Here is a 23260-nt window from a genome sequence, read left to right on the forward strand (position 1 = left end):
GCAGGGATAGGGCGAGAATGATTGTCGATGTGAATGAACGGCGAAAAGCGCCAATCGCTCTTCATGGGCTCCATAACGTCGATCGGGACTATACGATTTATTACGACGAGACAAACAACCATCGGAGGGTGCATGTTCGCGAAGACGGGCTCAATATTCGCGAACCAACATGCTTCGTTATCGGAGGTATAGCCTATGCTGGGCCACAGCGGATCTTTGATCTGAAACACCTACGGGATATTCTGCAGGTCCAGGACACCTCGCCGGAGATCAAGCTCAAGAACGTCGCGACTGGCGACTTTCTCAAAATGCTCACGAGCCGGAAGCTGGAAACCTTCCTGCGTTGGCTTCTTGAACAAGACCTCTGCGTGCATTTCTCGGTCGTCGATCCGCTTTATTGGAGCGTCGTCGATATTGTCGACTCGATTTTGTCAAATGATGAGGCCGGTCATCTTATCCCTTACGAGCGGCATCTGAAGAACGATCTATTCACTATCCTCCGGCACGACATCAATGGGTTGATCGATCTATTTCGGCGCTATGAATACCCAAACGTGGGGCAGAGGCGGCGCCGGGAATTCATTGACGAGCTATTAGACCTGACTGAAGCTCACTCTGATTTGCTCGATCATTTCAACTACATGATGTTGAAGGGTGTGTTGCAATTGGCTCGAAAAGTCGACTCTCTCCCCTTTGTCGAAGACGAGACGCCGAATGTGCTGATCGACAGCTTCGGCGCCTTTTTTATTGAGCGCCTCTACATCCTCAAGAATGCTTCCCACATTCTCGATGTCGAAGAACTCATCATCGACTATCTCAAAGACGTGCGCTTCGTTGACGGAAACAAGGATCTGAATCACTTCAGGTTTGCGGACTCGAAGAGTGAACCCGGCATTCAAATTTCAGATGTTTTGGCTGGTTTCCTCGGGAAATATTTCTCGTTCATCTGCGCAACTGACGACGACGCACTTGGTGAAATCCGTCACTCGCTGGGAGCGCAGCAGGAAACAAACCTCTCTCTCCTTTATGAGCTACTTGAACGTTCCAATGACGAGAATCTGGTCTTCGCTCATGCGGTGATGAGCAACCGCGATCGGATGATGGCAGAGGCATTTCGAGAGCCGAAATAGACTGATCGGACGTTAAACCCGATGCAGAAGGCATTAGAAGTTGAGGTTCAGTTGCGGCTGCTCGCCGCCAGAAGCAGCAGGCCCTTCGTCTGTCAATGATGAGAGTGTGACACCCAGCAAGCGCACAGATCTTTTGAATGGATACACAGCTGACAGCAAGTCTGCCGCGACACGAAGGACATCGAGGCTGCTCCGAATAGGAACGATGCTCGTCTTGCTGCGCGTTGACTGGGAGAAGTCTGAAAACTTGATCTTCACCGTGACGGTCTTTCCTGAGATACCTTTCGCTTCGCAATAGCGCCAGACCTTGTCCGCAAGCGGCCTTAGCTCGATTTTGGCGGCATCCAAATCTTCTATATCCTCAACAAATGTGTCTTCAGCGCCGACGGATTTTCGCACCCGATCTGGTCGAACCTGGCGCTCATCGATCCCGCGTGCGATTCCATAGAAATAGCCACCCGATTTGCCAAAATGCTGCGTCAAAAACTGCAACGACTTCGTCTTCAAATCCGCCCCGGTCTCGATCCCAAGTCGATGCATCTTCTCGGCGGTGGCCGGGCCAACGCCATGAAACTTCTTGACCGCAAGGCCTTCGATAAAGATAGGTCCGTTTTTGGGGGTGATGACGGCCTGACCGTTCGGCTTGTTCAGGTCGGACGCCATTTTTGCGAGAAATTTGTTGTAAGAGATTCCAGCCGACGCGTTCAAGCCGGTGACGGCTTTGATCTTTGCGCGGATCTCCAACGCGATTTCCGTCGCTATGGGCATTTCCTTCAGATTGTCCGTCACGTCAAGGTAGGCCTCATCTAGTGACAAGGGCTCGACCAAGGGCGTGTACTCGGCAAAAATCTGGCGGATTTGAGCCGAGACCTCTTGGTAGGCTTCAAAACGAGGCTTCACGAAAATCAGCTCAGGACATTTGCGTGCGGCCGTCACCGATGGCATTGCTGAGTGTACGCCGAACGCGCGCGCCTCGTAGCTTGCCGTCGTCAACACGCCTCGAACGCCAGAGCCGCCCACCGCTATCGGCTTTCCACGGAGATCCGGATTGTCGCGCTGCTCGACCGAGGCATAGAAGGCATCCATGTCGATGTGGATGATTTTTCTAGTCGATGCGGCAATTTCCATATCGGTTTCCAGCATCTACGATCGAATTACGGAACATAAAAAGAACATAGCTTAATCTTCAGAAATTACAACCCCATTGGTACGCCGAAGCATCAGGAGCTTCTGATTGACTTGCAATCCAGAAAAGTTGCGTTATCTTTCTGAGGATGGAGCCGAACGCCAGGGCTGCAAGCGACCCAAAAGGCGGCACATCTTAGACAAAATCCTGAACGGCAACCATTCAGCCGGCGCAGGGTGTTCATGAAGCGCTTGCGACCACCCCTTCACGACGCCGGTGTGAAATGGATTTGTCATGTCTATCCAAAAGGAATGCGCAGATCTTTTGCGCGAATACTACCTTAGTCTGACTGGCAGCAAACTCCGCTCTGGTCACGCCCATGAACTTGTCGCAGCTTATTTCGGGTATAGGACAGCCGTCGCGTTGCAGGCAGATGCGGTGTTTCCGATTTCTTCATTGGAAGATGCGGAAGTCCTGATCCCGGATATTGCGGGTATGGATCGTCGGCGCTCGGAGTTAAATGATGTTCCTGCCGATCTTCCCGATGGACGGGTGTTAATTTGCAGCACGGAATGACCCACTTTTTCATTTCATCGTGATCCGTGTGGCACTACTCAAGATTTGGATATCACTTTCATTTTTTCTTCTCATTCGGATTGGAGCGAAACGAAACACCGGTTCATCGTGAAATGAAAATCGACAGTGGTTGGAGAGGCAGCGAACCAGATCCTGACTTACAAACATCACGCTCACCTGGGCTTCATTCCGGTCGACACAACTGAACGAAGGCGGATTCTGACTGGCAATCATAGATTGGCCTGTCGTCGTCTTTCGTTTCTCGCGAAATCTGTCAATCACCTTTTCAGTAAGCCTTCCACAACATCGGAACCGAGTGCCTCTCTTAACGCTTCCACTCCGTTTTTGGGTAGTCTGGATAAGCCACTGACGATGCTCTCTTTCCACGCATCACCGCGCTCCCATGCTTCCTCCCAAGCATCGCCTAACTCATTGCCGTGGCGCGTTTCCACGAGAGCTTCGAAGAGCAAAGCGGCTTGCGTTAGATCTTTGTCAGCCTTCAAACGCCCCAACGTGTCAGTGAGTCTTCGCGACGACACAATCAGCTTGTGTACGGCATACCTCTCGGGAGCAGGAACGAGAACGTTTATGCCTTCGCGGAAAAGAAGCACTGTGCGGATAGGCTCGTAGATCAGGTAATCAAGGAACCGCAGATTCTCCGCCGACGCGCCGCCGAGGGCGGGCATGGGCGACGGCTTGCCAGTGTATTCTTCTGATCCCCGATTTCCGGTCAAGAACTCCACCCGATAGCCTTTGGCGTTCACGAAGGCGACCACCTTAGCCTTATCGGCCTGGTGCGGAATCTCTCGGAATTCAGGGTCGACTGACTGGAGGATTTCGAGGATTGGCGGGAGACTATCTTGGACACTAGCCGATATTGCGAAGTCCTGAGCGAAGTCTGCGTCGCCTGTCTGCAGCGCGACAGAGGGCAGCCGGACACCGAGCATTCCAGCATAGGTGCTGAATGCCACCGACCCAATCAAGATGGCGCGCAGCCGGAACAACCCAGCATCGGCTAAGGCTTTCGTGACGTCCCCAGCGAAGGGATCAGGACCGGGAAGGCCGGCGCGTCTCAGCGTGCTAACCATGCGTCTACGCTCTCGGATGTTGTCCTTGATCTCTTTGTGGGCTCTTACCCGCTTAGTGATGGCTTCGTCACTCGCGGGGCCGACGTAGCTTCGTTTGTCTTTGCCCTCGGGGGTGGGGAGATCGAAATACCAATAATCGCGATCTTTGACGGTTACGGTCACAAACCATCCTTCTAAAGGGAAGTCTGCTACGAATTGTGCATCCATGGTCCGCTGCGCCAACTCCGCGAACATCGTTCTATAGCTGATGTCGATCTCTTTCATCCTTGGCCTTTTCGAATGAGTTGGTCGCACCGGCGGCGAGTTGAACTATGTCGTTATAAGTTCTTGCCAAAAACCTTATAGCCAATCTTACCGTTAGCAGCGTTATAAGTTTCTGCCAAAACCTTATAACAAGTTGACCGCGAATAAAAGCCTAGGAACGGGCGCAAGATATGGAGCTTGCCTGTACCAGGGCCGTCACAGGCAAAACAGGCTAGAGGGCGGGAGCCGACCATTACCCCTCCAGTCGCAAATCACAAGCCCGCCTGAAAACCCAGGCGAGATTTTATGCATTTGGGGCTGGCGGCGTTACATCCTGACGGCAGCTGGTTCAATTCAGAGCAAAAAAGCCGAATGGCCGCCTCGGACGTTATTCCAGACGTCAGAATTGAAAGAGCATGGATTCTTGACTGGAAATCAAGGCGGTCGATGACTGCTGTGCTCTAATAACCTACGGCAGCACCAGCGACGGCACGGCTGTCGATAGCGCCATAATATCGGTTGTCGCCGCCCTTTTCGATCGTTGCCATATCCTTGCCGCCGACAAGAATGCCAGCTGCCTCGCCCCAGACCGGCCAGTCAGCGTCTTCTCCGACCGTATAGCCCATGCCGGTCAGCAACCGGATCGTATCCGGCGAAAGCGCGTTCGCTTCCATATAGACCCGATCCGGTAGCCACTGGTGATGGATGCGCGGGGCATCGATAGCCTCCTGAATGTCCATGCCGTGATCGATGACATTCATGATCGCCTCAAGCGTGATCGTGATGATGCGCGAACCGCCGGGGCTGCCGATCACCATGAACGGCTTGCCATCCTTCGATACGATAGTCGGACTCATTGAGGACAACGGTGACTTGCGCGGTTCGATGGCATTGGCTTCACCTTGTATGAGACCATAGAGATTGGCCACGCCCGGCTTGATGGTGAAGTCGTCCATCTCGTTGTTGAGGAGAATTCCGGTGCCCTCAGCCACCTTGGCCGTGCCGAACGATCCGTTCAGCGTATAGGTCACAGCGACAGCATTGCCGTCATTATCCACGATGGAATAATGCGTGGTTTCGTTGGACTCCTTGAATTCAGCGGGCTTCAGCGCTTCGCTGACACCAGCGCGATAAGGGTCGATACGACTGCGAATTTCTGCAGCATAGGCCTTGCTGGTGAGCTTCTCGATTGGATTGTCAACGAAATCAGGGTCGCCCAATGCCGTGTTGCGGTCCACATAGGCATGGCGCATCGCTTCCACCATCAAACGCGTGGTTTCTGCCGAACCATAGCCCAGATAGGAAATCGGGTAACCTTCAAGCACGTTCAGGATTTCACAGATGATAAGTCCACCGGAAGAAGGCGGCGGCGATGAGACGATGTCATAGCCGCGATAGCTGCACTTGACCGGTTCCAGCTCACGGACCTTGTATTCTTCGAAATCGGCCTTGGCGAGTATGCCCCCATTCTCCTTGCTCGATTTGACAATCAGATCGGCGATATCGCCCTGATAGAAGGCCGATGGCCCGTTTTCCGAAATGGCCGAAAGCGACTTTGCCAGATCCGGCTGGACAAGCTTTTCACCCAACGGAATCGGTTTTCCATCTTTCAGAAAGATTTTCGCCGCCGCCGGGTCTTTCGCAAGTCTTTCATTGCCGTCAGCAAAGGAGAGAATATCGCCCAGCTCGAGCGTAAAGCCATCCTTGGCAAGTTTCAGTGCCGGGTCGATCAGCTCCTCGCGCTTGCGGGTGCCATATTTTTCGCGTGCTTCCTCAAGGCCAGCCACCGTGCCCGGCACGCCGATGGCGAGATAGGTTTCAGTGCTGGCGCCTTCGACCGGCTTGCCATCCTTGTCCAGATACATGGTCTTGGTGGCGGCGAGCGGCGCACGCTCGCGAAAATCAAGAAAGGTGCTCTTGCCGTCCTTGAAGCGGATCGTCATGAAGCCACCGCCGCCGAGATTACCGGCTGTCGGATAGACAACCGCCAGTGCATAGCCGACAGCAACAGCAGCGTCGACGGCATTGCCGCCGTTCTTCAGCACGCTAACACCGACCTGCGAGGCAAGATGCTGAGCTGTAACCACCATGCCGTTTTGCCCTTCCGCCGGAGCGGGTGATGCCGCGTGAGCCGAAGGCAGATGACCCGCAATGGCGATAACAGCGGCAAGGGAAAACGATTTCAGTCCGTAATGCTGCATGTCTTTTCCTCCTATGTAATCTGCCAGGTGGATTGGACAACAACGTGCGCAATATCACAGGCAAAAGCAAGCACGAGAAAATTTAACTAATTGATGTTGCGAATAGCACGTGGAGCGATACTCATGTGCCAATTTTGCGGAATGAAGTGGTGATTTATGGTGTCCGACATTATTCCCGGCAATGTCTGCAAGTCCTCGGGAGCTGCCTCGTACTCATCAGCACCCTTTGCTACATATCAGCGTCGTCTCAATCGCCAGATCAGAATAGCGACATTGGCCGCATCAATTGAGCATGCCGATTAAGAAAACCGGCACGCATCTTATTGAGTATCAAGCTCACATAATTTTGGGCAGAGGCCCATCCACATTCATGGCGTGATCCAGCACGCGTTGCAGATTAGCTGCGTGGCGGAAATCTGGCTGAAGGCTAACGCCATTGGCGACAGCTTTGGCAAAGCGTTGATAGTTCGTTTTTACCGTCCCCGCATCAATATCGCGCCATGTGGCCGTTTCGATATCTTCGCCAAATGAGCCGCGGAGGCTCGAGCCGGTTGGTGTGTGAAGCACCTCAAGCGCACCTTTGTCACCGTGAATACGCAGGCGTAACTCGTTGAGATGGCCCGTTGCCCAGCGGCTTGCATGGATAACGCCCAGTGCACCGTTTGCATATTCGGCACTCATGACGAAGCTGTCATTCGCGTCCATTACATATTCGCCGATTTGGTTATTATCAGCTTTCTCAAACGTTTTTAGATGTGCGGAAGCGCGCTCCACATCGCTGCCAATGGCGTAAGATGCGAAGTCGAGAATATGGATGCCGACATCGCCCAGAACGCCGTTTGAGCCATGTTTTGTGGAAAGCCGCCAGAGCCATTTGCTTTCGGTTTTCCAGTCCCCCCAAGCTTTAGATACAAGCCAGCTTTGCAGATATGACGCTTCAAAATGGCGTATCTGGCCGATTTCTCCTGCGAGAACCATCTCTCGTGCTTTTTGTAGTGGAGCGACATTACGATAGGTCAGGTTGACCATATTGATGATACCAGCCTGTTCGGCGGCATCCGCCATTTCCGCTGCCAGTGCATAGTTTTCCGCCAGGGGCTTTTCGCAGAAAACATGCTTGCCAGCGCCGATTAACGCCAAGGTGGTTGGATGGTGGATTGCATCGGGCGTGACATTTGCCACAGCATCAAACTGGCCCCATGCAATTGCATCCTCAAGTCGGGTGAAGCGGTTTTGGATGCCGTGATTTTCAGAGAACGCATCGACACGTTCCGCTGAGACATCGCAGGCTGCAACGAGTTCTACACCTTCAATAACTTTGAAGGCTTCGGCATGGCTTTTCGCCATGCCGCCAGTTCCAAGAATAAGAAGCCTCATCATGCACCTCAGCGATAACCGGCTTCGCCGGCTTTGTGCAGTTTCGGGCCACGCTCCTCGATGGATTCTGGCGCCTTATCGACGGGTACGTTCGGTGCTGTATGAATACCTGTCCAAGCAGGCTGCGGATTGTATGCCCATTTGACTGAGTTGCGCAGAACAGTCTGCACATTGGCGTCGTGATAGGTTGGGTAGGTTTCATGGCCGGGGCGGAAATAGAAAATATTGCCAGCGCCACGACGCCAGGTCATGCCGGAGCGAAACACTTCGCCACCTGCAAACCATGAAATGAAGACAGTTTCGAGTGGTTCAGGCACCGAGAACTGCTCGCCATACATTTCCTCATTTTCAAGCACGAAGTTTTCTTCCAAGCCCTGTGCAATCGGATGACCACGATTGACGACCCACACGCGCTCGCGCTCGCCAGCCTCACGCCATTTCAATGCGCATGGGGTGCCCATCAGGCGTTTGAAGATTTTCGAGAAATGGCCGGAGTGCAGAACGATGAGGCCCATGCCTTCAAACACACGCTTCGCAACACGCTCAACGATCTCGTCATGGACGCCGCCGTGATCCTTATGGCCCCACCAGACGAGCACATCGGTTTGCGCAAGCCGTTCCTCGCTCAGGCCGTGGTCCGGTTCCTGCAAGGTTGCGGTTGTTGCTTCAATATCTGTATCCCCATTCAGGCTTGCAGCAATCGTGTTGTGCATACCATCCGGATAAATTGCGCGGACGGTTTCATTGATCTTCTCGTGAACATTTTCACCCCAGACGATAGTGCGAATAGGCACGATTATTCTCCTTGTTTTGGCGTTGTCGCCTTGGTCATTGAACTTGGGAGGTCTGCGTCAAATGCGCGGCCTGCTTCATCGAAGCGATGAATGGTTTCTTCTGCGGGGGAGATGGAAAGTGTCTCGCCAGACTTGCGCGTTGCCACGCCGTTTTCACGAACCACAAGCGGCTCCTCAAGTCCGAGATCGATATAGACATAGGTGTCTGAACCCAGAATTTCTGTATGAATTACGCGCCCGGTCCAGTGTCCATCGTTTGGCACAATTTTAAGGTGTTCAGGGCGTAGGCCTATGGTGTGTGCCTTGAACCCTTCAGCATGGTCGCCGGTCAGGAAGTTCATTTTGGGTGATCCGATAAATCCGGCAACGAACAATGAATTCGGCTTTTCATAAAGCTCGAGCGGCGTGCCGATCTGCTCCACGCGACCGTCACGCAACACACAGATGCGATCAGCCAGTGTCATGGCCTCCACCTGATCATGTGTCACATAGATCATGGTGGTGTTTTCCATGCTCTGATGGAGCTTCGCGATTTCAAGTCGCGTTGCTACGCGAAGAGCCGCGTCGAGATTGGATAGAGGCTCATCAAACAGGAAGACTTTGGGATCACGCACGATGGCGCGGCCGATGGCAACGCGCTGACGCTGGCCACCAGAAAGCTGGCGGGGGAGGCGCTCCAGGTAAGGTGTGAGTTGGAGCATCTTGGCAGCACTTTGAATGCGGTCTTTGCATTCCTGCTTGGTTTTTCCGGCAAGCTGCATACCAAAGGCCATGTTTTGATATACAGTCATATGCGGATAAAGCGCATAGGATTGAAACACCATCGCAATGCCGCGCTTGAATGGGCTGAGGCTGTTGACCACCGTTCCGTCGATGGACAATTCGCCGTCAGTAATTTCCTCAAGTCCCGCGATCAGGCGAAGAAGTGTAGACTTGCCACAGCCGGACGGCCCGACAAAAACCATGAATTCGCCCGGGCGGATATCCATATCCACGCCCTTGATGACTTCAAAATTGCCAAAAGATTTGCGCACATTGCGCAGTTGAAGTTCGGCCATTGGTTAAACTCCTAGCCTTTGACACCGCCAGCCGTGAGACCAGAAACGATCCGACGCTGGAAGATGAGAACGAGGACGACAAGAGGAACGGTGACGATGACCGAAGCGGCCATGATGTTGCCCCATGGAATTTCAAACTGGCTGCTGCCAGACAGAAGTGCGATGGCGACCGGAACCGTGCGTTGCCCTGCTGATGAGGTGAAGGTGAGGGCGAAAAGGAATTCGTTCCATGCGGAAATGAAGGCGAGCAGCCCGGTTGTGACAAGAGCGGGCCACATCAGCGGCATGAAAACGCGCGTGATAATGACCCATGGCGAGGCACCGTCAACAATTGCCGCTTCTTCGATCTCGACAGGAAGATCACGCATGAAGGTGGTTAGCACCCAGACGGTGAATGGCAGCGTGAAGATCATGTAGGAGAAAATCAGCGCAAGGGGGGTATTGAAGATGCCGAGAAAGCGGATCAGTTCGAACAGGCCAGCGAGCACCGCAATTTGCGGGAACATTGAAACCGACAGGATGGTCAGCAGCAACAGTCCGCGACCACGGAAGTTAACACGCGCCAGCGCATAGGCCGCGGTCACGGCAAGCAGCAACGAGATTGCGACCACAACCGTTGCTATAAGAAGTGAGTTTCCGAGGCTTTGAACGAAGCTGCCATGGGTCAGCACGCCGGTATAATTTGCGACCGAGAAATTTTCTGGCCAGAAATCAACCTGGAACAGCGCCGTTCCCGATTTGAAGCTCGTGATGATTGCATAGTAAAACGGAAACACCGCAATTAGGATGATGAACGCAACCAGCAGATAAAAGCTAAGGGTTTTCACATAGTGCATGATGCTACTCTCCCTTGCCGTTGAGGTTTACGCGTCCAAAAAACATGTAGAGGACAGTGATCGCTGCGATGATGAGAAAAAGCATCGTGGAGGCAGTCGCCCCATAAGCGAACTTGTCGAAGTCGAAGAGATTTTCACGCGCGAAGACTGACATGGTTTTCGTCTGGGCATTGTTGGGTGTCAGTACGTAAATCAGGTCAAATATGCGCAATGCATCGAGCATGCGGAAGATCACAGCCACCATGAGTGCAGGACGGATAAGCGGTAGTGTAACGCGCCAGAAAACCTTGATCGGGTGGATGCCATCGATTTTTGCAGCTTCGTAAATGTCTGATGGCACCATTTGCAACCCTGCAAGGATCAATAGCGCCATGAAGGGCGTTGTTTTCCAAACGTCAACGATCAGAACTGCAATCATTGCCGTGTCAGGATTGGCTGTCCATGCGATCTTCTGGCTGATGACGCCGAGATTAAGCAGAATGTGATTGAGAATGCCGAACTGGTCATTGAGCATCCAGCCCCACATCTTGGCCGAGACAATAGTCGGTATTGCCCATGGGATGAGAATGGCTGCGCGTACCAACCCGCGACCGCGAAACTGCGCGTTCAACACCAATGCCACGATGAGGCCGAATAAGGTCTCGAGACTGACGGAAAAAACGGTGAAGCGGATGGTGTTCCAAACTGCACCCCACCATGCCGGATCGACCAGAAGCCCGCGATAAACGGTTTTACCGCTCTTGAGTGTGATCCATGTCAGGTAGTTCTTGAAGCCTACAAATTCAGCCGTTGCCAAGCTTGTTAGCGATGCATTGGTGAAACTGAAATAGATGGTGCGGAGCAGCGGCCATCCTGCAACAAGCGCCAAAACAAGAAGCGTTGGTGCAAGAAACAACCAAGCCGAGCGAATTCGCTGCTTGTGGAGGTCCGAGTGGCGTCGGTTCCCCGATGCCGCTCTTGAACCATCAAGAGAGGTCTCCGTCATAATTTTCCTCTAGGACTTTCGCGCTTGGGAAACATGCGTTCGGATTGCTTGGGACGATAATCCGAACGCCGCTTGAACAGTCCTTACCAGCCAGAACCTTCAAGTTCGGTCAGTTCGACTTCAAGCAATTCAAGATTTTCAGCCGCAGTACCGTTGCCAGAAAGAGTCTTGTGGACGGCATTCCAGAACTTGGCAGAAACCTCGTTATATTTCACCTTGGTGGCTGCCGACGGGCGCGGTACCGCGTTTTGGAATATCGGCTTCCAGTTTGCCATAAATGGCTGAGCCGCGATGATCTCCTGGTCATCATAAAGCGCTTCAATGGTCGGAAGACGCGAGATTTCGATGGCCTGTACCTTTTGCACTTCGGGCGATGCGAGATATTTCACCAGAGCAACCGCTGCACCTTGCTTGGTTGAGTATTTGGATACAGCAAGGTTCCAGCCGCCAAGTGCCGAGGAGGGTGCTTCACCATCCGCACCGGCGGGCAAGGGTGCAACGTCAAATCTGCCTTTTACCGCGCTGTCGTCATTGTTGCCGAGTGCATAAGCGTAAGGCCAATTGCGCATGAATACGGCATTGCCCGTTTGCCAGACACCACGCGACTCTTCTTCCTGATAGGCCAATACACCCTGCGGTGATATTGAATTGATCCAGCCTTTTGCGCGATCAAGAGCCGCCACGGCCTGTTCATTATTGACTGAAATCGTTCCGTCGGCCTCAACGATCTGGCCGCCGCCTGACGATTTAACCCATTCAAGTGCGTTGCATGTCAGGCCTTCATAAGCATTACCTTGGAACACAAAGCCCCAAAGATCGGCCTTACCATCCGCACGCTCTTTATCCATAATTTCTTTGGCAGTCGTCGTCATTTCATCCCATGTTTTCGGGACGGCCTTGCCATATTTCTCCAGCAAGTCTTTGCGATAAAACAGTGCTGGAGCATCTGTATAAAATGGTAATGCAACCAGTTTCCCGTTCACGGTTTGAGACGCGATGATCGATGGGAAATGCGTGCCGGTGACGTCTTTTGTTGCTTCTTTCAGATCGACAAACTGGTCCGAAAGCTGTGGTGCCCACACGATATCGGTTTGATAAACGTCAATATCGGCATTGCCTGCCGCAAGCCACAACCGATACTGGCTGAATTGCTCGCTACTGGATGACGGCATCGCAACGATGTTGACCTTGTGGCCAGTGTCTTTTTCAAATTTGGAAATCTGTTCTTGTAGAAACTTGATGTTATTGCCGGTCGAATTTGCGGCAATTGAAATCTCGTCGGCCTCAGCAAACGTCGTTGTCAGACCAAAAACTGCACAAGCTGCCAGAGCGCTCGTTATCTTTTTCATTGGTTCCTCCTCCCATCCATTCAGCAAGCGGTTTGATAAAATCGAAAACGGTTTGGATGGTCAAAAGGTTGCAGACGGTGGCTTTTCTGTCAACCCACTCATTATTGCAGTTGAATGACATTTAAATTTTTATAATTTTATTATTTATATTCAAAGAACTAATGTGGAAGATGAAACGCGAGGCGTTGCTTTCAACGCTGCGATCTTGCGATAATTCACTATAAGTTTTTGAAAAATATTGAAAACGCTTTCAAAATTCGTCATTGTCGTTACGATCAACTCTGGATATGCCAGATGTTAACAGCTGCAACCCCGCAATAATCGCTTGCCTCATATGTGTCTAAATCGATAACCCAAATGAAACTTCGCGAATTCGCTAAACAAGTCGGTCTCTCTGCTACCACTGTCAGCCGTGCGCTGAGCGGTTATCCTGAGGTTGCCGAAAGCACGCGCAAGCGCGTGATGGACGAAGCTATCCGCCTTGGCTACAGGCCGAACGTGAATGCGGTGCGGCTGGTAACGGGCCGTGCCGGTGCGATTGGTGTTGTGATGGGACGCAACAGCGAGTTTCACTTCGCGGAATTTATGCGCGGCATGGCCGAACGCCTGAGCGTTGACGAAGTGGATATTCTCGTCAGTCCGACTGCAAGCACTGGCACGGACGACGAGGTTCAGCTTTGCCACAGGCTTGCGATAAGCAGGCGAGTTGATGCGATTATTATCACGTCACCGAAGCCAAATGATGAACGCATAAAGCTGCTGCACGAACTTGGCATGCCGTTTCTTGTCCACGGGCGGTCAGACACGGACATACCGCATGCATGGCTTGATATCGATAATGAAGGTGCTGTTTATCGTTCGACAGCACATTTGCTCGATCTCGGTCACACGCATATCGCCATGATTAATGGGCGTTATGGGTTTACTTTTTCGCTCCATCGCGATGCAGGTTATCGCAAGGCACTTGAGGAAAAGGGTGTCGTTTTCGATCCTGACCTCGTTGAACATGGCGACTTCACCGATGAAGTAGGCTATCGTCTTGCAAAAAAATTGCTTGAGCAGACTCCCCGACCAACAGCGTTTGTTGCTGGCTCCATGATGACGGCACTTGGTATTTATCGTGCAGCACGATCGCTTGGTTTGACCATTGGCAAAGACATTTCAGTCATTGCGCATGATGACGTTATTTCATTTTTGAGCGCCGATAATATGGTGCCGTCACTCACCGCTACGCGTTCTTCTATGCGTGCCGCTGGTAAACGCTCTGCTGACTTATTGATGGATATGCTCGATGGTCGCGTGGCGTCTGATGTTCACGAACTCTGGCCGGTTGAACTCATCTTGAGAGAAACAGCTGTCCGCGCGCCGAAATAGGGTCTATTGGCGTTCAGGGTTCCTAACACAGTTGATTGCTGATTCAAGATTGCAAACAGAGGAGCGCAACTTTGACCCGCCGGATAGCCGCACAATTACTGAATTGGGTCGGATGGAATGGCAGAATCTTATCGAGCGTGGGAAACGCGCCAGAGCAGAAAATGCCATCGGTGGCTATAAATCTACAAATGGCACGTCATTACGATTACGCATGATGTGATCGTATTTCCATCCCATGCTTTCTGTTGCAACTGCTGGGCAAGCGATATTCCTTCAAATTGCCATTTCAGGCTACTTCCCTAGAACGAGCCGGATCATAGAGGTTTTTATACGCGATTCTGGCGCAATTGGCGGTAATCGGATGAGGTGACGCGGTTGCGGGAAAGTGGTTGGACTTGCCTGATAAAGTGGAGAGCGAAGGCTTTTTCATGCGTCCAGTTTGAGTGGTATGCTCTCAAACTGAATTGGGCTTTTGCAATCCAAGGATAAATGTCTTCTTTTGGGATTCCGGTCATCGGAATTGGACGTACGCGAATTCTTGCTTAGCAATCGGTGTGATTAGGCGCCAAAGACCGACCCCGCGAATTTTGCCATTAACCTACTGACTTAAATGCCCATATTGCCGTTCGAAGAGGGGTCATAGTCGGCGCTTATCATGCCCTTCTTAGAAGGCAGATAACCTTTTTAAATTGAATGGTTTAGATGCCATTTTTGGTGAGTCACGTTTCCGCGCTTAATCACATGCAAGACAACACCACGGGTTCTTCGGCTCGTGCGGTCCATTCCGCCTTACTGTCACATCATACCATCGTCACTCCGCCAACTGTGGTGCCCCGAAAGGCAAAGCTTCTGCGTGGTTCAGGACGCCAACGGTATCCCCGGGAAAATTCAACCATCATTGCGCCTTAGGAACAAACCCCACAGAAAATCCGAACAATCGGCCAATTTTAACTAAAGTATCAAGCGTTGGGTTCGCGGTACCGGCTTCGATCTCCGCAACTTGTCGCCGAGTAAGCGACAGCGTCTTGGCAAACTCCTCTTGCGTCATGCCAATCCCCTTACGAATTTCCGCTACCGCACCGGGCAGTCTCAGGTCCCCGGTTCGAGCAGCTCCGCCAGTATTCGCCGGTTTTCCAGAATCTCTTCTTTCGTCGGTTTCTTCCATCGAGCCATTTAGCTATCCTTCGACATTAATGGCAGCTCTCCAGAACGCTATCCGCGATTTCCAAGCAGCGGCCCATTGCACGTTCCAGAATCGCTGGGGCCGCACCCATATCTTTCGCCAGATCCGGTGCGTGTCGCAGGTGCTCGGCGAATGTGGAAAGCGCAGCGGCGAGAGCTTTCTGCTCATCGGGTTTAGGCACCAGTTCAGTGCAAATCCGCTTCCAATCGGGAAGATGGTCGCGACCACCATCACGCATGATCGCCCATCGCGTGGAGCGAACGATCGCCTCTTTGGCGAGCCGCATTGGCGCGAAATCAAACAGTGGAGACAGGCGGATCGTGCCGTCCTGGTGCTTGCTGAGAGCCGAGTTCCGGCCGTGATTGTCGAGATTGCCAAGCGCGAGGTTGGCGATGTCGCGCTTAAGGTATTCGACAATGTCTGCGAAAGGATTGGCCGAATATTGACGTAGAACATCGATATAGGCCTCATGCGTGCCGACGTGGCCGAAATCGGCAACGCCGATCGCTGACACCAGACTTTCCTGGCCCAGCCGGACGGTTCCACCGCCTTCCTTCTTCCTGTCGAAACGGGGAATGATCAGGACGCCTTCGGCGTAGGTCAAAGATTCGCTGACATTCAGGCCGATCTCTTGAGCGATCCTCGAATAGAGGGCTTCGCCTTCGAGAATAAGGTGGTCTACAGGCTCGCTGCTCCGGACAAGCTTGACGATGACGTGGCGCACGGCTTCAGCATCGGTCACGAAGCTGTCAGGATAGTAAAGCCCATCAGTCGCCTGTGTCATCGACACTTTCGGCCATTCGCCTTGCAGGCCGCTGGAGCCGAGCATTCCAAAGCGATCGGCAACTTCCATAAAGCGATCCGACCGCGCAAGCATTTCCGCTTCTGTAACTCCTTGGCGCTCAACACCACGCAGCGGCCTCGTTTCGGCCTCGACCGCTTCTTTGATCCGGATATTGCCTATGCCGCCTGTTGCCGATCGCAGAAGTAGCGGGAGATCCGAAGCACGCGAACCTTCAATAATACCGAGATGTTCGGCAAGCTTACGCCTTGCATGTCCTTGAGGCATAAGGTCCAGGACAAAGGGCGGCCAGCTGCGGCTGTATCGATTCTCAAGATCAACGGGATAGCGGACGGACAACGCGCGATGGTCGCGGACGGTCTTTCCAGCTGCGAACTCCGCCGATGCCACAGTGACGAAATAGTCGAGATCGTAATCGACGATCGACGCGCCCTGGAAACCGACCGGGTCGTCGTTAAGTTCCAGTGTCGCGGCGTGATGCCACTCACCATCAAAATGGGTTTGAAGCGTTAGGCGCATTAAGTGACCCTTTTAATGGTTCAAATAATGCATTCTATTAATTTGTTCAGCCCATTAAATTGGGTTAATAAATGCCGTTAGGACTGCAAGCTACCGAAGCTTCCATGGTCATCGCATCGCCGTGCACTAGGTTCTGCAACCAGACAACACTCTGCGTGACTGGTCGAAGGATCAGCATTCGAAAAGAATGCTTCAGGAGTGCCCACTTCGCCGGTGGATCATGGGAGCGATTCGACCCTCTCGGCCATTCGGCGAGGAAGTCGGGCAGCGGCGACCATAGCACCGAACAGAGCGACAGCTACTATGGTTCCTATCCATGCGCCATAGAAGCCCCAGCCCAAAATCAACCCCGCCAAAGCAGGCGAAATAACATCTGTCACCGCGACAAGTGCTTGCCCCGTCCCCATGACTATCCCGTGCCGTTCTGGAGGGACTTGTACAGATAATGCAGCAAGGTAGGTAGGCTTCGCAAGAGCATCACTGACGCTGACGAACAGGACTGCAACGGCCAAAACAGCAATTGTGCTTGCCAAACCGGCTGCAATAACGCCCGTACCGATGAGGCCGAAGATCAGAACAATCAACTGACGCTCATTTAAAGACCGACCGAGCCATCCAAGGAGGAAAAGCTGGACAAGGATGTTGATCATCCCGTCAGCGGCTATGAGGTAACTGAACTCGCGCGGCCCAAGCGCATGACCATTCCAGACAAACTTTTCTGCCAGGAAATTCGGGAGTTGCGAAACATACATTCCGTAAGCAAAGAAATGGCACAACATGACAATAAGCAGCACACGCATGACAGGAGAGTCGGTTATTGCGCGCAATGAGATTTGCTGCCGATTCCGTAATGCCACGTTTTGTTTCGCCACCTTGCCCTTTTTGATAAAGACGGAGGTCACGACGAGCCCGGAAAGTGCCAGACCCAGTGCCATATAGATCGGGACAAGTAATGAGATTTCCACCAGCATGCTCGAAAGACCTGCACCGAGGATTGCTCCCAGACCGAGGCTGGCACTCACGATGCCGATCGCTTGTCGTCGCGTCGCCACCGAACTATTGTCTGCTGCGTATGCTGCTGCTGCAGAGAAATTACCAGAGGTAAAACCGAACAGGAAACGAGCCAAAAGGACAGTGAAGATATTTTGCGCCAGTGCAAGCACCAACAGGCTTAGGATCGCCACTGCCTGACTGGCCATGAGAACCTGTTTGCGTCCGAAGCGGTCGGAAAGCTGGCCCAACATGGGAGATGCCGCAGATTGGCTTAGTGCTTCGGTTGAAAGAACAAGGCCGAAGATCAGGGGGCTCGCTCCCATCTCACGCAGATAAAACGGCAACACAGGTAGAACCGCCCCTACACCAGCAGCATACAGGGTTACGATACAGGCCAGTGGCAACATTAATCGCCATTCGAGCTTATCTCTTGGGATAAGGTCTCCTTCCAACCCTTTTTCGGCACTCATCTTGGGGTTTCCTCGCAGCAAACAAGGCCCACTCTTTCCAGATAATCCTCCAATTTTGCGAGTTGGCCGACTTCAAAGGCTGCACCCACATACCCGTCTGGACGGATCAGCACGCATTCCCCTGCTTGCAATGCATAGGCTTCCCTTATGTACCCCCACTGGTCAATGACATCGCCATCAGTACCGACGTGGTGAATGCGGAGACCTGCGCGTGGTGTGAGATCTTCGGGTCCTGTCCCATGGATAAGCAATGTCCAATGGGGACCCTGCATGAGTTGGAATAGCCGTGTTGGCTGACCCGCCGCACCTTTGCAAGGCGCATCCGGAGCGCGATCTCCCGCGCAAAGCGCTTCGCCTTGGCTGCGGTTCTCACTGGAAAGAGAAGATCCTGAATAATCGATATCAAGCTGGTGGACCTCGCGGCCGCGCCGCATCTCACCTTGCTTCTGATCATTGAGCAATCGGCCGGACAGGCCGAGCACTGCTTCGGCTACTGGTCGCCGCTCCTCCTCGTAACTGTCGAGCAGATGATCCGAAGCGCCGTCGAGCACCGCTGCCAGTTTCCAACCGAGGTTATAGGCATCCTGGACACTGGTGTTCAGTCCTTGACCACCTGTCGGAGGATGGATGTGAGCAGCATCCCCGACAAGAAACACGCGACCGATCCGATACCGGTCAGCAAGTCGGGCGTTCATCGTATAAGCTGATGCCCACTTGACCGAACGCACCTGTATATTTTGTTGGCATGTTCGCTCATTCAACAAGCGCTGAAGACTGCCAGCCGAGAGATCAAAGTCTCCCTCCGACGAAATAGGTGCCTGGATTTGGAAAAGATCGGTTCCGGCTAGCGGGCAAACATGTACCATTTTCTCGATGTCGCCGTGATTGAACTGATGCCAGGCATCTCGGCTTAATCCTGTCAGCATCACATCTGCCACAACCGCGCGCGCGCCCAACGTTTTGCCGGGAAAATTGATGCCCAAGGCGCCACGCACGAAACTTCGGCCTCCATCCGCACCAACAAGAAAGCGCGCCTGAAGGCTTTCCTCTCCATTAGCCCCTCCAACTCGAGCAACGACCCCATCTGTACTTTGTTCAAATCGGCTCAGTTCGAGTCCAAATTCGACTTTATGCCCCATATCAGCCAGCCGTTCACGCAAGATGGTTTCGGTAAGAAACTGCGGAATCATCAGCGGAATATGGTACGGCTCCGCAGGCGTCGGATTAATATATTCAATCGGGTTCGTTTCGGAATAAGACCCGTCATCGTGATACACTCGCAACGGGGGGTAGATGCCGCCGGCAGCAACGATCCTGTCGAGAATCCCGAAATCTTCGAAAATTTCTTGCGTTCTTGGTTGGATTCCCTTCCCGCGCGAACCCGGAAACGGCACCGCCATTTTTTCGATTAGTCGAAAAGAAACGCCTCGACGTGCAAGTTCAATCGCTAGCGTCAAGCCAGCCGCTCCCGCACCGCAGATGAGTACATCTGCCGGAAAATCATTTGTCATCTCGATCTCCTTGTGTGTATTATGCACATAAAATCAAATCGGAATAACGTCAATGATAAATGTGCATAATACACATAATGAAAGCCAACTTATTCGCGAACTCCATGAATCGCTAATCGACATCGTTACTCTCATGAACCGTCCTCAGCGCGATGAGCAAATGGTCAGGGAAGCTGGTATTGCACTCGACCGGGCTCTGTTTCCGCTGTTGGTAGGTGTCGAACGACGAGGGCCTATTGGTATCGTGGAACTCGCTGACGGAACCGGTCGGGACTACAGCACGGTCAGCCGTCAGGTGACCAAACTGGAAAGTCTCGATTTGGTCGAACGCAGGCAAAGTGCTGCCGACAAGCGTGTCAATGAAGTCGTCGTCACGTCGAAAGGCAAAGCAATGACCGCCAAGATAGACGCCGCGCGCGAAAAGCTTGCTCGCTCAGTCTTCAAATCCTGGGACAAGCACGACGTCAATGAGCTGGTGCGCCTGATGCGGAAATTTGCAGACGCCGTAAAAGACGAACCAACAAATCGTTGATTGCTCGCAAAACAGGTTGGCGCGAGACGAACGGAAAACGATGATCATGTGCAGACGACAACCGCACTAATTATGTGGTAGCGATGCGCGTGAGGTCTTCGTGGTGGTAAGATAATTGTCAGCGCTCAACTCCAGACAAAGTCATCGGGACCAGTCTCGAATAACGTGCATTCAATTTTTCCTTGCGCGGATTGAATTGCCGCGGAACCGATCTAAAAATGCGCTTTTGCGATATAGAAACGCACGCGTTGCCGTAAGAAATCACCACGCCACGCTCAAACATCATTTCTTCAACTTCACACGAGCTACGATTGAGATAGGAAAGTGATGTTTCTTGTAGGTCGAACCTGCTTGTTCATGACGTCAAATACCGCAATCACACTGACGAATAATCAACATGACAGCCGCCGTTCGTCCAATTACATGATAAGGTGCACTATTCTTAACGAGGAGGCACGGGGATGCGCTTGAAGATGGGAATGCTGCTGGCGGGTGTCAGCATTTTGAGCGGAGTAAGTTTGGCACAGGCTGAGGAAAGCGTTGAAGTCCTGCATTACTGGACTTCGGGCGGCGAGGCAGCAGCGCTCAATCTCCTGAAGGAAAATCTTCAGAGCCAGGGTATTGGCTGGGTCGATATGCCGGTTGCCGGTGGTGCGGGCGAAGCCGCGATGACGACCTTGCGCGCCCGCGTGACGGCGGGCAATCCGCCAGCCGCCGTGCAGATGCAGGGCTTCGATATTTTGGACTGGGCACAACAGGGCGTGCTCGGCAATCTGGATGAAGTCGCCGACAAGGAAGGCTGGGACAAGGTCATCCCGCCTGCTATCCAGCACTTCTCGAAGTATGACGGTCACTGGATCGCCGCGCCCGTCAATGTGCATTCCACCAATTGGGCCTGGTACAACAAGGCCGCGCTCGACAAAGCTGGCGAAAAAGTGCCGCAGAACTGGGATGAACTTATTGCGCTGCTCGACAAGTTCAAGGAGCAGGGGATTACGCCGATTGCGCATGGCGGCCAGCCCTGGCAGGAAGCGCTTATCTTTACCAGTGTCGTGATGTCGTTCGGGCCGGATTTCTACAAAAAGGCGCTGATCGATCTCGATCCGGAAGCCCTGAAGAGCGATACCATGAAACAGGTATTCGAGCGGATGGCGAAGCTGCACACCTATGTCGACGACAATTTCTCTGGACGCGACTGGAATCTCGCCTCCGCCATGGTCATTGACGACAAGGCGGGCGTGCAGTTCATGGGCGACTGGGCCAAGGGCGAATTCACCAAAGCTGGGAAAAAGCCAGGGGCTGATTTCGTTTGCGGGCGGTTCCCGGGAACGGAAGGCTCCGTGGCGTTCAACGCTGATCAGTTCGCTGTCTTTGAAGTTGGTCAAGACAAGCGTAAGGCGCAGCTTGCACTCGCGACCGCTGTGGAAGACGTCAATTTCCAGTCAGCCTTTAATGTAGTGAAGGGATCGGCGCCTGCTCGCACTGATGTGCCGACCACGGCATTCGACGAATGCGGGCAGAAGGCAATCAAGGATCTGGCGGCCGCTGACAAGAGCGGATCACTGCTCGGTTCCTTCTCGCAGTCGCACGCACAGCCCACCGCGATCAAAAATGCAATGTTCGATGTCATCACCCGCCAGTTCAACGGTCAGCTGACAGTGGAACAAGCAGTGGAAGAGCTTAGCGCCGCCATCGAAATAGCAAAATAGGCAATTGCGGCATGGGTGCAGAGGTGGCTTACGAGTAGAAGACTGGACCGATTAATTTCTTACGTTCTGAGATATGATGCGAGCATATTGCTTATCGCTTATTTTCAAGAGCTGAATTACGCTTGGCTTCATAGCGGGGTATGCGGTTGGGGGGAAGGCAGATTTGGGACTCGACCAGAACACTTTGTTTTTTGCGACTGGTATCTGTTCTCTGGCGGTCGGCCTTACGATTCTGAGCGTCTGGTATCAGAACGCGCGTGACAAATTTCTGCTCTGGGGCTGCCTTGGCATGATTTTGCTCGGCACGGGGGTGGTGCTTTATTATGCAGGACCTCTGCCGTTGGCGACGGCCTCCATTGCAGCCTTTGGTCTGGAGAGTGTCGGTTTCATCTTCCTGATTGTCGGGTCACGGCAGATTTCCGGACGTCCGATGCACCGAAGCTTTCTGGTCGTTCTGGGGATTGCGGTCATATGCGCAACGACGCTTCCCATTCTGGCCGGGCAGACGGGCACCGGCACGGCAATCTTCAACCTGACGTCGGCTCTGTTGATTCTGCTGACGGTGAAAGAATATTTGCATGTTTATCGGGAGGCACCGGTACCGGTCACGGCCATGGTCGTTCTTTATACCCTGACAGCGATTTCGTTCTTTCTGTGCGGCGCTGTTATCTTGCATGAACAGCAATGGGTCATGACTGTGATCCCAAGCAATTGGGCCGAAGATATCAATGCCATCACTGCCATTATAGGCATTACGGGCATTGGCGCGCTGTCGTTGAATTTCACCCAGTCGCGCATTGCGCGCCGTCATGCCAACGAGGCCCGCACCGACAGTCTGACCGGATTGCTGAACCGGCGCGCGCTTTACGATGTGCTGGGCGACAATGAACTGCAGCTGGGAGATTCAGTCGTGATCTTCGACCTTGATGCGTTCAAATCCATCAATGATACGCACGGTCACATTATCGGTGATCAGGTACTGGGCACCTTCTCTGACGTTCTGCGCAGCCATATCAAAGGCGCAGCTCTCATCTCCCGTATCGGTGGCGAGGAGTTCGTTCTGATCCTGAGGCAGATACACAATAGCGATGTTCTTGCTCTGGCCGACGCGATCCGCAAAGCCTTTGCGGCGGTTGCGTTCGAGGGCTTAGCTGGGGAATTCTCAACGACGACCAGCGCGGGGATCGCTTTTTGCACGCCCGGAGACGATGATTTCCAGGTGGTCTTCCGCAGAGCCGATGCCGCTCTTTATCGCGCCAAGCATATGGGCCGTAACAAGGTCTGCACGGAACTACTCAGCGTCGCCTAAATATTGAATTTCGCTTGTTTGCAGAAAAATTGAAGCAATTATCCTGACTGCATTGAATGCTTTTTAAGAAAAATGCGTACACGGTGTCGGTTAAG

General features: G+C 52.9%; 18 protein-coding genes and 2 pseudogenes. 7 read left to right on the forward strand and 13 right to left on the reverse strand.

What is annotated here, in order from left to right; all coding sequences use genetic code 11:
• Nucleotides 1-17 precede the first annotated feature (17 nt).
• Nucleotides 18-1130 carry a DUF3800 domain-containing protein gene (locus C9380_RS21715; protein WP_128094636.1) on the forward strand — a complete coding sequence of 371 codons (1113 nt, stop codon included), beginning with the start codon at nucleotides 18-20 and terminating at the stop codon, nucleotides 1128-1130.
• A 33-nt stretch (nucleotides 1131-1163) separates the two neighbouring features.
• On the opposite strand, the gene dinB is transcribed toward C9380_RS21715, so the two are convergent.
• Complete coding sequence (gene dinB, locus C9380_RS21720; RefSeq protein ID WP_128094637.1) at nucleotides 1164-2258, reverse strand: DNA polymerase IV; 1095 nt, start codon at nucleotides 2256-2258, stop codon at nucleotides 1164-1166.
• Between the two features lie 292 nt (nucleotides 2259-2550).
• On the opposite strand from dinB, the gene C9380_RS21725 reads away from it, so the two are divergent.
• Nucleotides 2551-2832 carry a hypothetical protein gene (locus C9380_RS21725; RefSeq protein ID WP_210249792.1) on the forward strand — a complete coding sequence of 94 codons (282 nt, stop codon included), beginning with the start codon at nucleotides 2551-2553 and terminating at the stop codon, nucleotides 2830-2832.
• Nucleotides 2833-3110: 278 nt separating this feature from the next.
• Here C9380_RS21725 and C9380_RS21730 read toward each other — a convergent pair whose 3' ends face one another.
• From C9380_RS21730 to C9380_RS21765, 8 genes are all read right to left on the reverse strand, one after another.
• The gene (locus C9380_RS21730; RefSeq protein WP_128094638.1) at nucleotides 3111-4184 is read right to left on the reverse strand and encodes a nucleotidyltransferase family protein; all 1074 of its coding nucleotides are present in this window, start codon (nucleotides 4182-4184) and stop codon (nucleotides 3111-3113) included.
• A gap of 440 nt (nucleotides 4185-4624) precedes the next feature.
• Nucleotides 4625-6364, reverse strand: coding sequence for a gamma-glutamyltransferase (gene ggt, locus C9380_RS21735; protein ID WP_128094639.1), 1740 nt, complete (start codon nucleotides 6362-6364; stop codon nucleotides 4625-4627).
• A 336-nt stretch (nucleotides 6365-6700) separates the two neighbouring features.
• Entirely contained in the window at nucleotides 6701-7741 is a 1041-nt protein-coding gene (locus C9380_RS21740; RefSeq protein WP_128094839.1) for a Gfo/Idh/MocA family protein, read from the reverse strand.
• 8 nt (nucleotides 7742-7749) lie between these two features.
• Nucleotides 7750-8535: a ThuA domain-containing protein gene (locus tag C9380_RS21745; protein ID WP_128094640.1), complete on the reverse strand. Its 786-nt coding sequence runs from the start codon at nucleotides 8533-8535 to the stop codon at nucleotides 7750-7752.
• A 2-nt stretch (nucleotides 8536-8537) separates the two neighbouring features.
• Nucleotides 8538-9593: an ABC transporter ATP-binding protein gene (locus C9380_RS21750; RefSeq protein WP_128094641.1), complete on the reverse strand. Its 1056-nt coding sequence runs from the start codon at nucleotides 9591-9593 to the stop codon at nucleotides 8538-8540.
• A gap of 11 nt (nucleotides 9594-9604) precedes the next feature.
• Nucleotides 9605-10429: a carbohydrate ABC transporter permease gene (locus C9380_RS21755; RefSeq protein ID WP_128094642.1), complete on the reverse strand. Its 825-nt coding sequence runs from the start codon at nucleotides 10427-10429 to the stop codon at nucleotides 9605-9607.
• 4 nt (nucleotides 10430-10433) lie between these two features.
• Nucleotides 10434-11414 (reverse strand): carbohydrate ABC transporter permease, encoded by a 981-nt coding sequence (locus C9380_RS21760; RefSeq protein ID WP_100556692.1) that lies wholly within the window; start codon nucleotides 11412-11414, stop codon nucleotides 10434-10436.
• A gap of 83 nt (nucleotides 11415-11497) precedes the next feature.
• Nucleotides 11498-12763, reverse strand: a complete 1266-nt coding sequence (locus C9380_RS21765) for an ABC transporter substrate-binding protein (protein WP_128094643.1) — start codon at nucleotides 12761-12763, stop codon at nucleotides 11498-11500.
• Between the two features lie 357 nt (nucleotides 12764-13120).
• Between C9380_RS21765 and C9380_RS21770 the strand changes: the two genes are divergently transcribed.
• Together C9380_RS21770 and C9380_RS27735 are read left to right on the forward strand one after the other, a co-directional pair.
• On the forward strand, nucleotides 13121-14137 hold the full coding sequence (locus C9380_RS21770) for a substrate-binding domain-containing protein (protein ID WP_105534976.1): 1017 nt from the start codon (nucleotides 13121-13123) through the stop codon (nucleotides 14135-14137).
• Between the two features lie 82 nt (nucleotides 14138-14219).
• A pseudogene (locus C9380_RS27735) lies at nucleotides 14220-14348 on the forward strand (IS5/IS1182 family transposase); the annotation flags it as partial.
• A gap of 684 nt (nucleotides 14349-15032) precedes the next feature.
• On the opposite strand, the pseudogene C9380_RS21775 reads toward C9380_RS27735, so the two are convergent.
• From C9380_RS21775 to C9380_RS21790, 4 genes and pseudogenes are all read right to left on the reverse strand, one after another.
• Nucleotides 15033-15310, reverse strand: a pseudogene (locus tag C9380_RS21775) (helix-turn-helix transcriptional regulator).
• A gap of 17 nt (nucleotides 15311-15327) precedes the next feature.
• Nucleotides 15328-16641, reverse strand: a complete 1314-nt coding sequence (locus tag C9380_RS21780; protein ID WP_128094644.1) for a type II toxin-antitoxin system HipA family toxin — start codon at nucleotides 16639-16641, stop codon at nucleotides 15328-15330.
• 218 nt (nucleotides 16642-16859) lie between these two features.
• Nucleotides 16860-18104: an MFS transporter gene (locus tag C9380_RS21785; RefSeq protein WP_128094645.1), complete on the reverse strand. Its 1245-nt coding sequence runs from the start codon at nucleotides 18102-18104 to the stop codon at nucleotides 16860-16862.
• A complete protein-coding gene (locus C9380_RS21790; RefSeq protein ID WP_128094646.1) occupies nucleotides 18101-19615 on the reverse strand; it encodes an FAD-dependent oxidoreductase in 1515 nt (504 codons plus the stop codon). The genes C9380_RS21785 and C9380_RS21790 overlap by 4 nt, the downstream gene beginning before the upstream one ends.
• 43 nt (nucleotides 19616-19658) lie before the next feature.
• Here C9380_RS21790 and C9380_RS21795 point away from each other — a divergent pair, with 43 nt between their 5' ends.
• The 3 genes from C9380_RS21795 (at nucleotide 19659) to C9380_RS21805 (ending at nucleotide 23165) form a co-directional block, all read left to right on the forward strand.
• Complete coding sequence (locus C9380_RS21795) at nucleotides 19659-20147, forward strand: MarR family winged helix-turn-helix transcriptional regulator (RefSeq protein ID WP_105534980.1); 489 nt, start codon at nucleotides 19659-19661, stop codon at nucleotides 20145-20147.
• A gap of 461 nt (nucleotides 20148-20608) precedes the next feature.
• Nucleotides 20609-21856, forward strand: coding sequence for an ABC transporter substrate-binding protein (locus tag C9380_RS21800; protein ID WP_128094647.1), 1248 nt, complete (start codon nucleotides 20609-20611; stop codon nucleotides 21854-21856).
• A 163-nt stretch (nucleotides 21857-22019) separates the two neighbouring features.
• Nucleotides 22020-23165 (forward strand): GGDEF domain-containing protein, encoded by a 1146-nt coding sequence (locus C9380_RS21805; protein WP_128094648.1) that lies wholly within the window; start codon nucleotides 22020-22022, stop codon nucleotides 23163-23165.
• Nucleotides 23166-23260 lie beyond the last annotated feature (95 nt).

The sequence above is a fragment of the Brucella pituitosa genome (assembly GCF_003049685.1).
Lineage (GTDB): Bacteria > Pseudomonadota > Alphaproteobacteria > Rhizobiales > Rhizobiaceae > Brucella > Brucella pituitosa.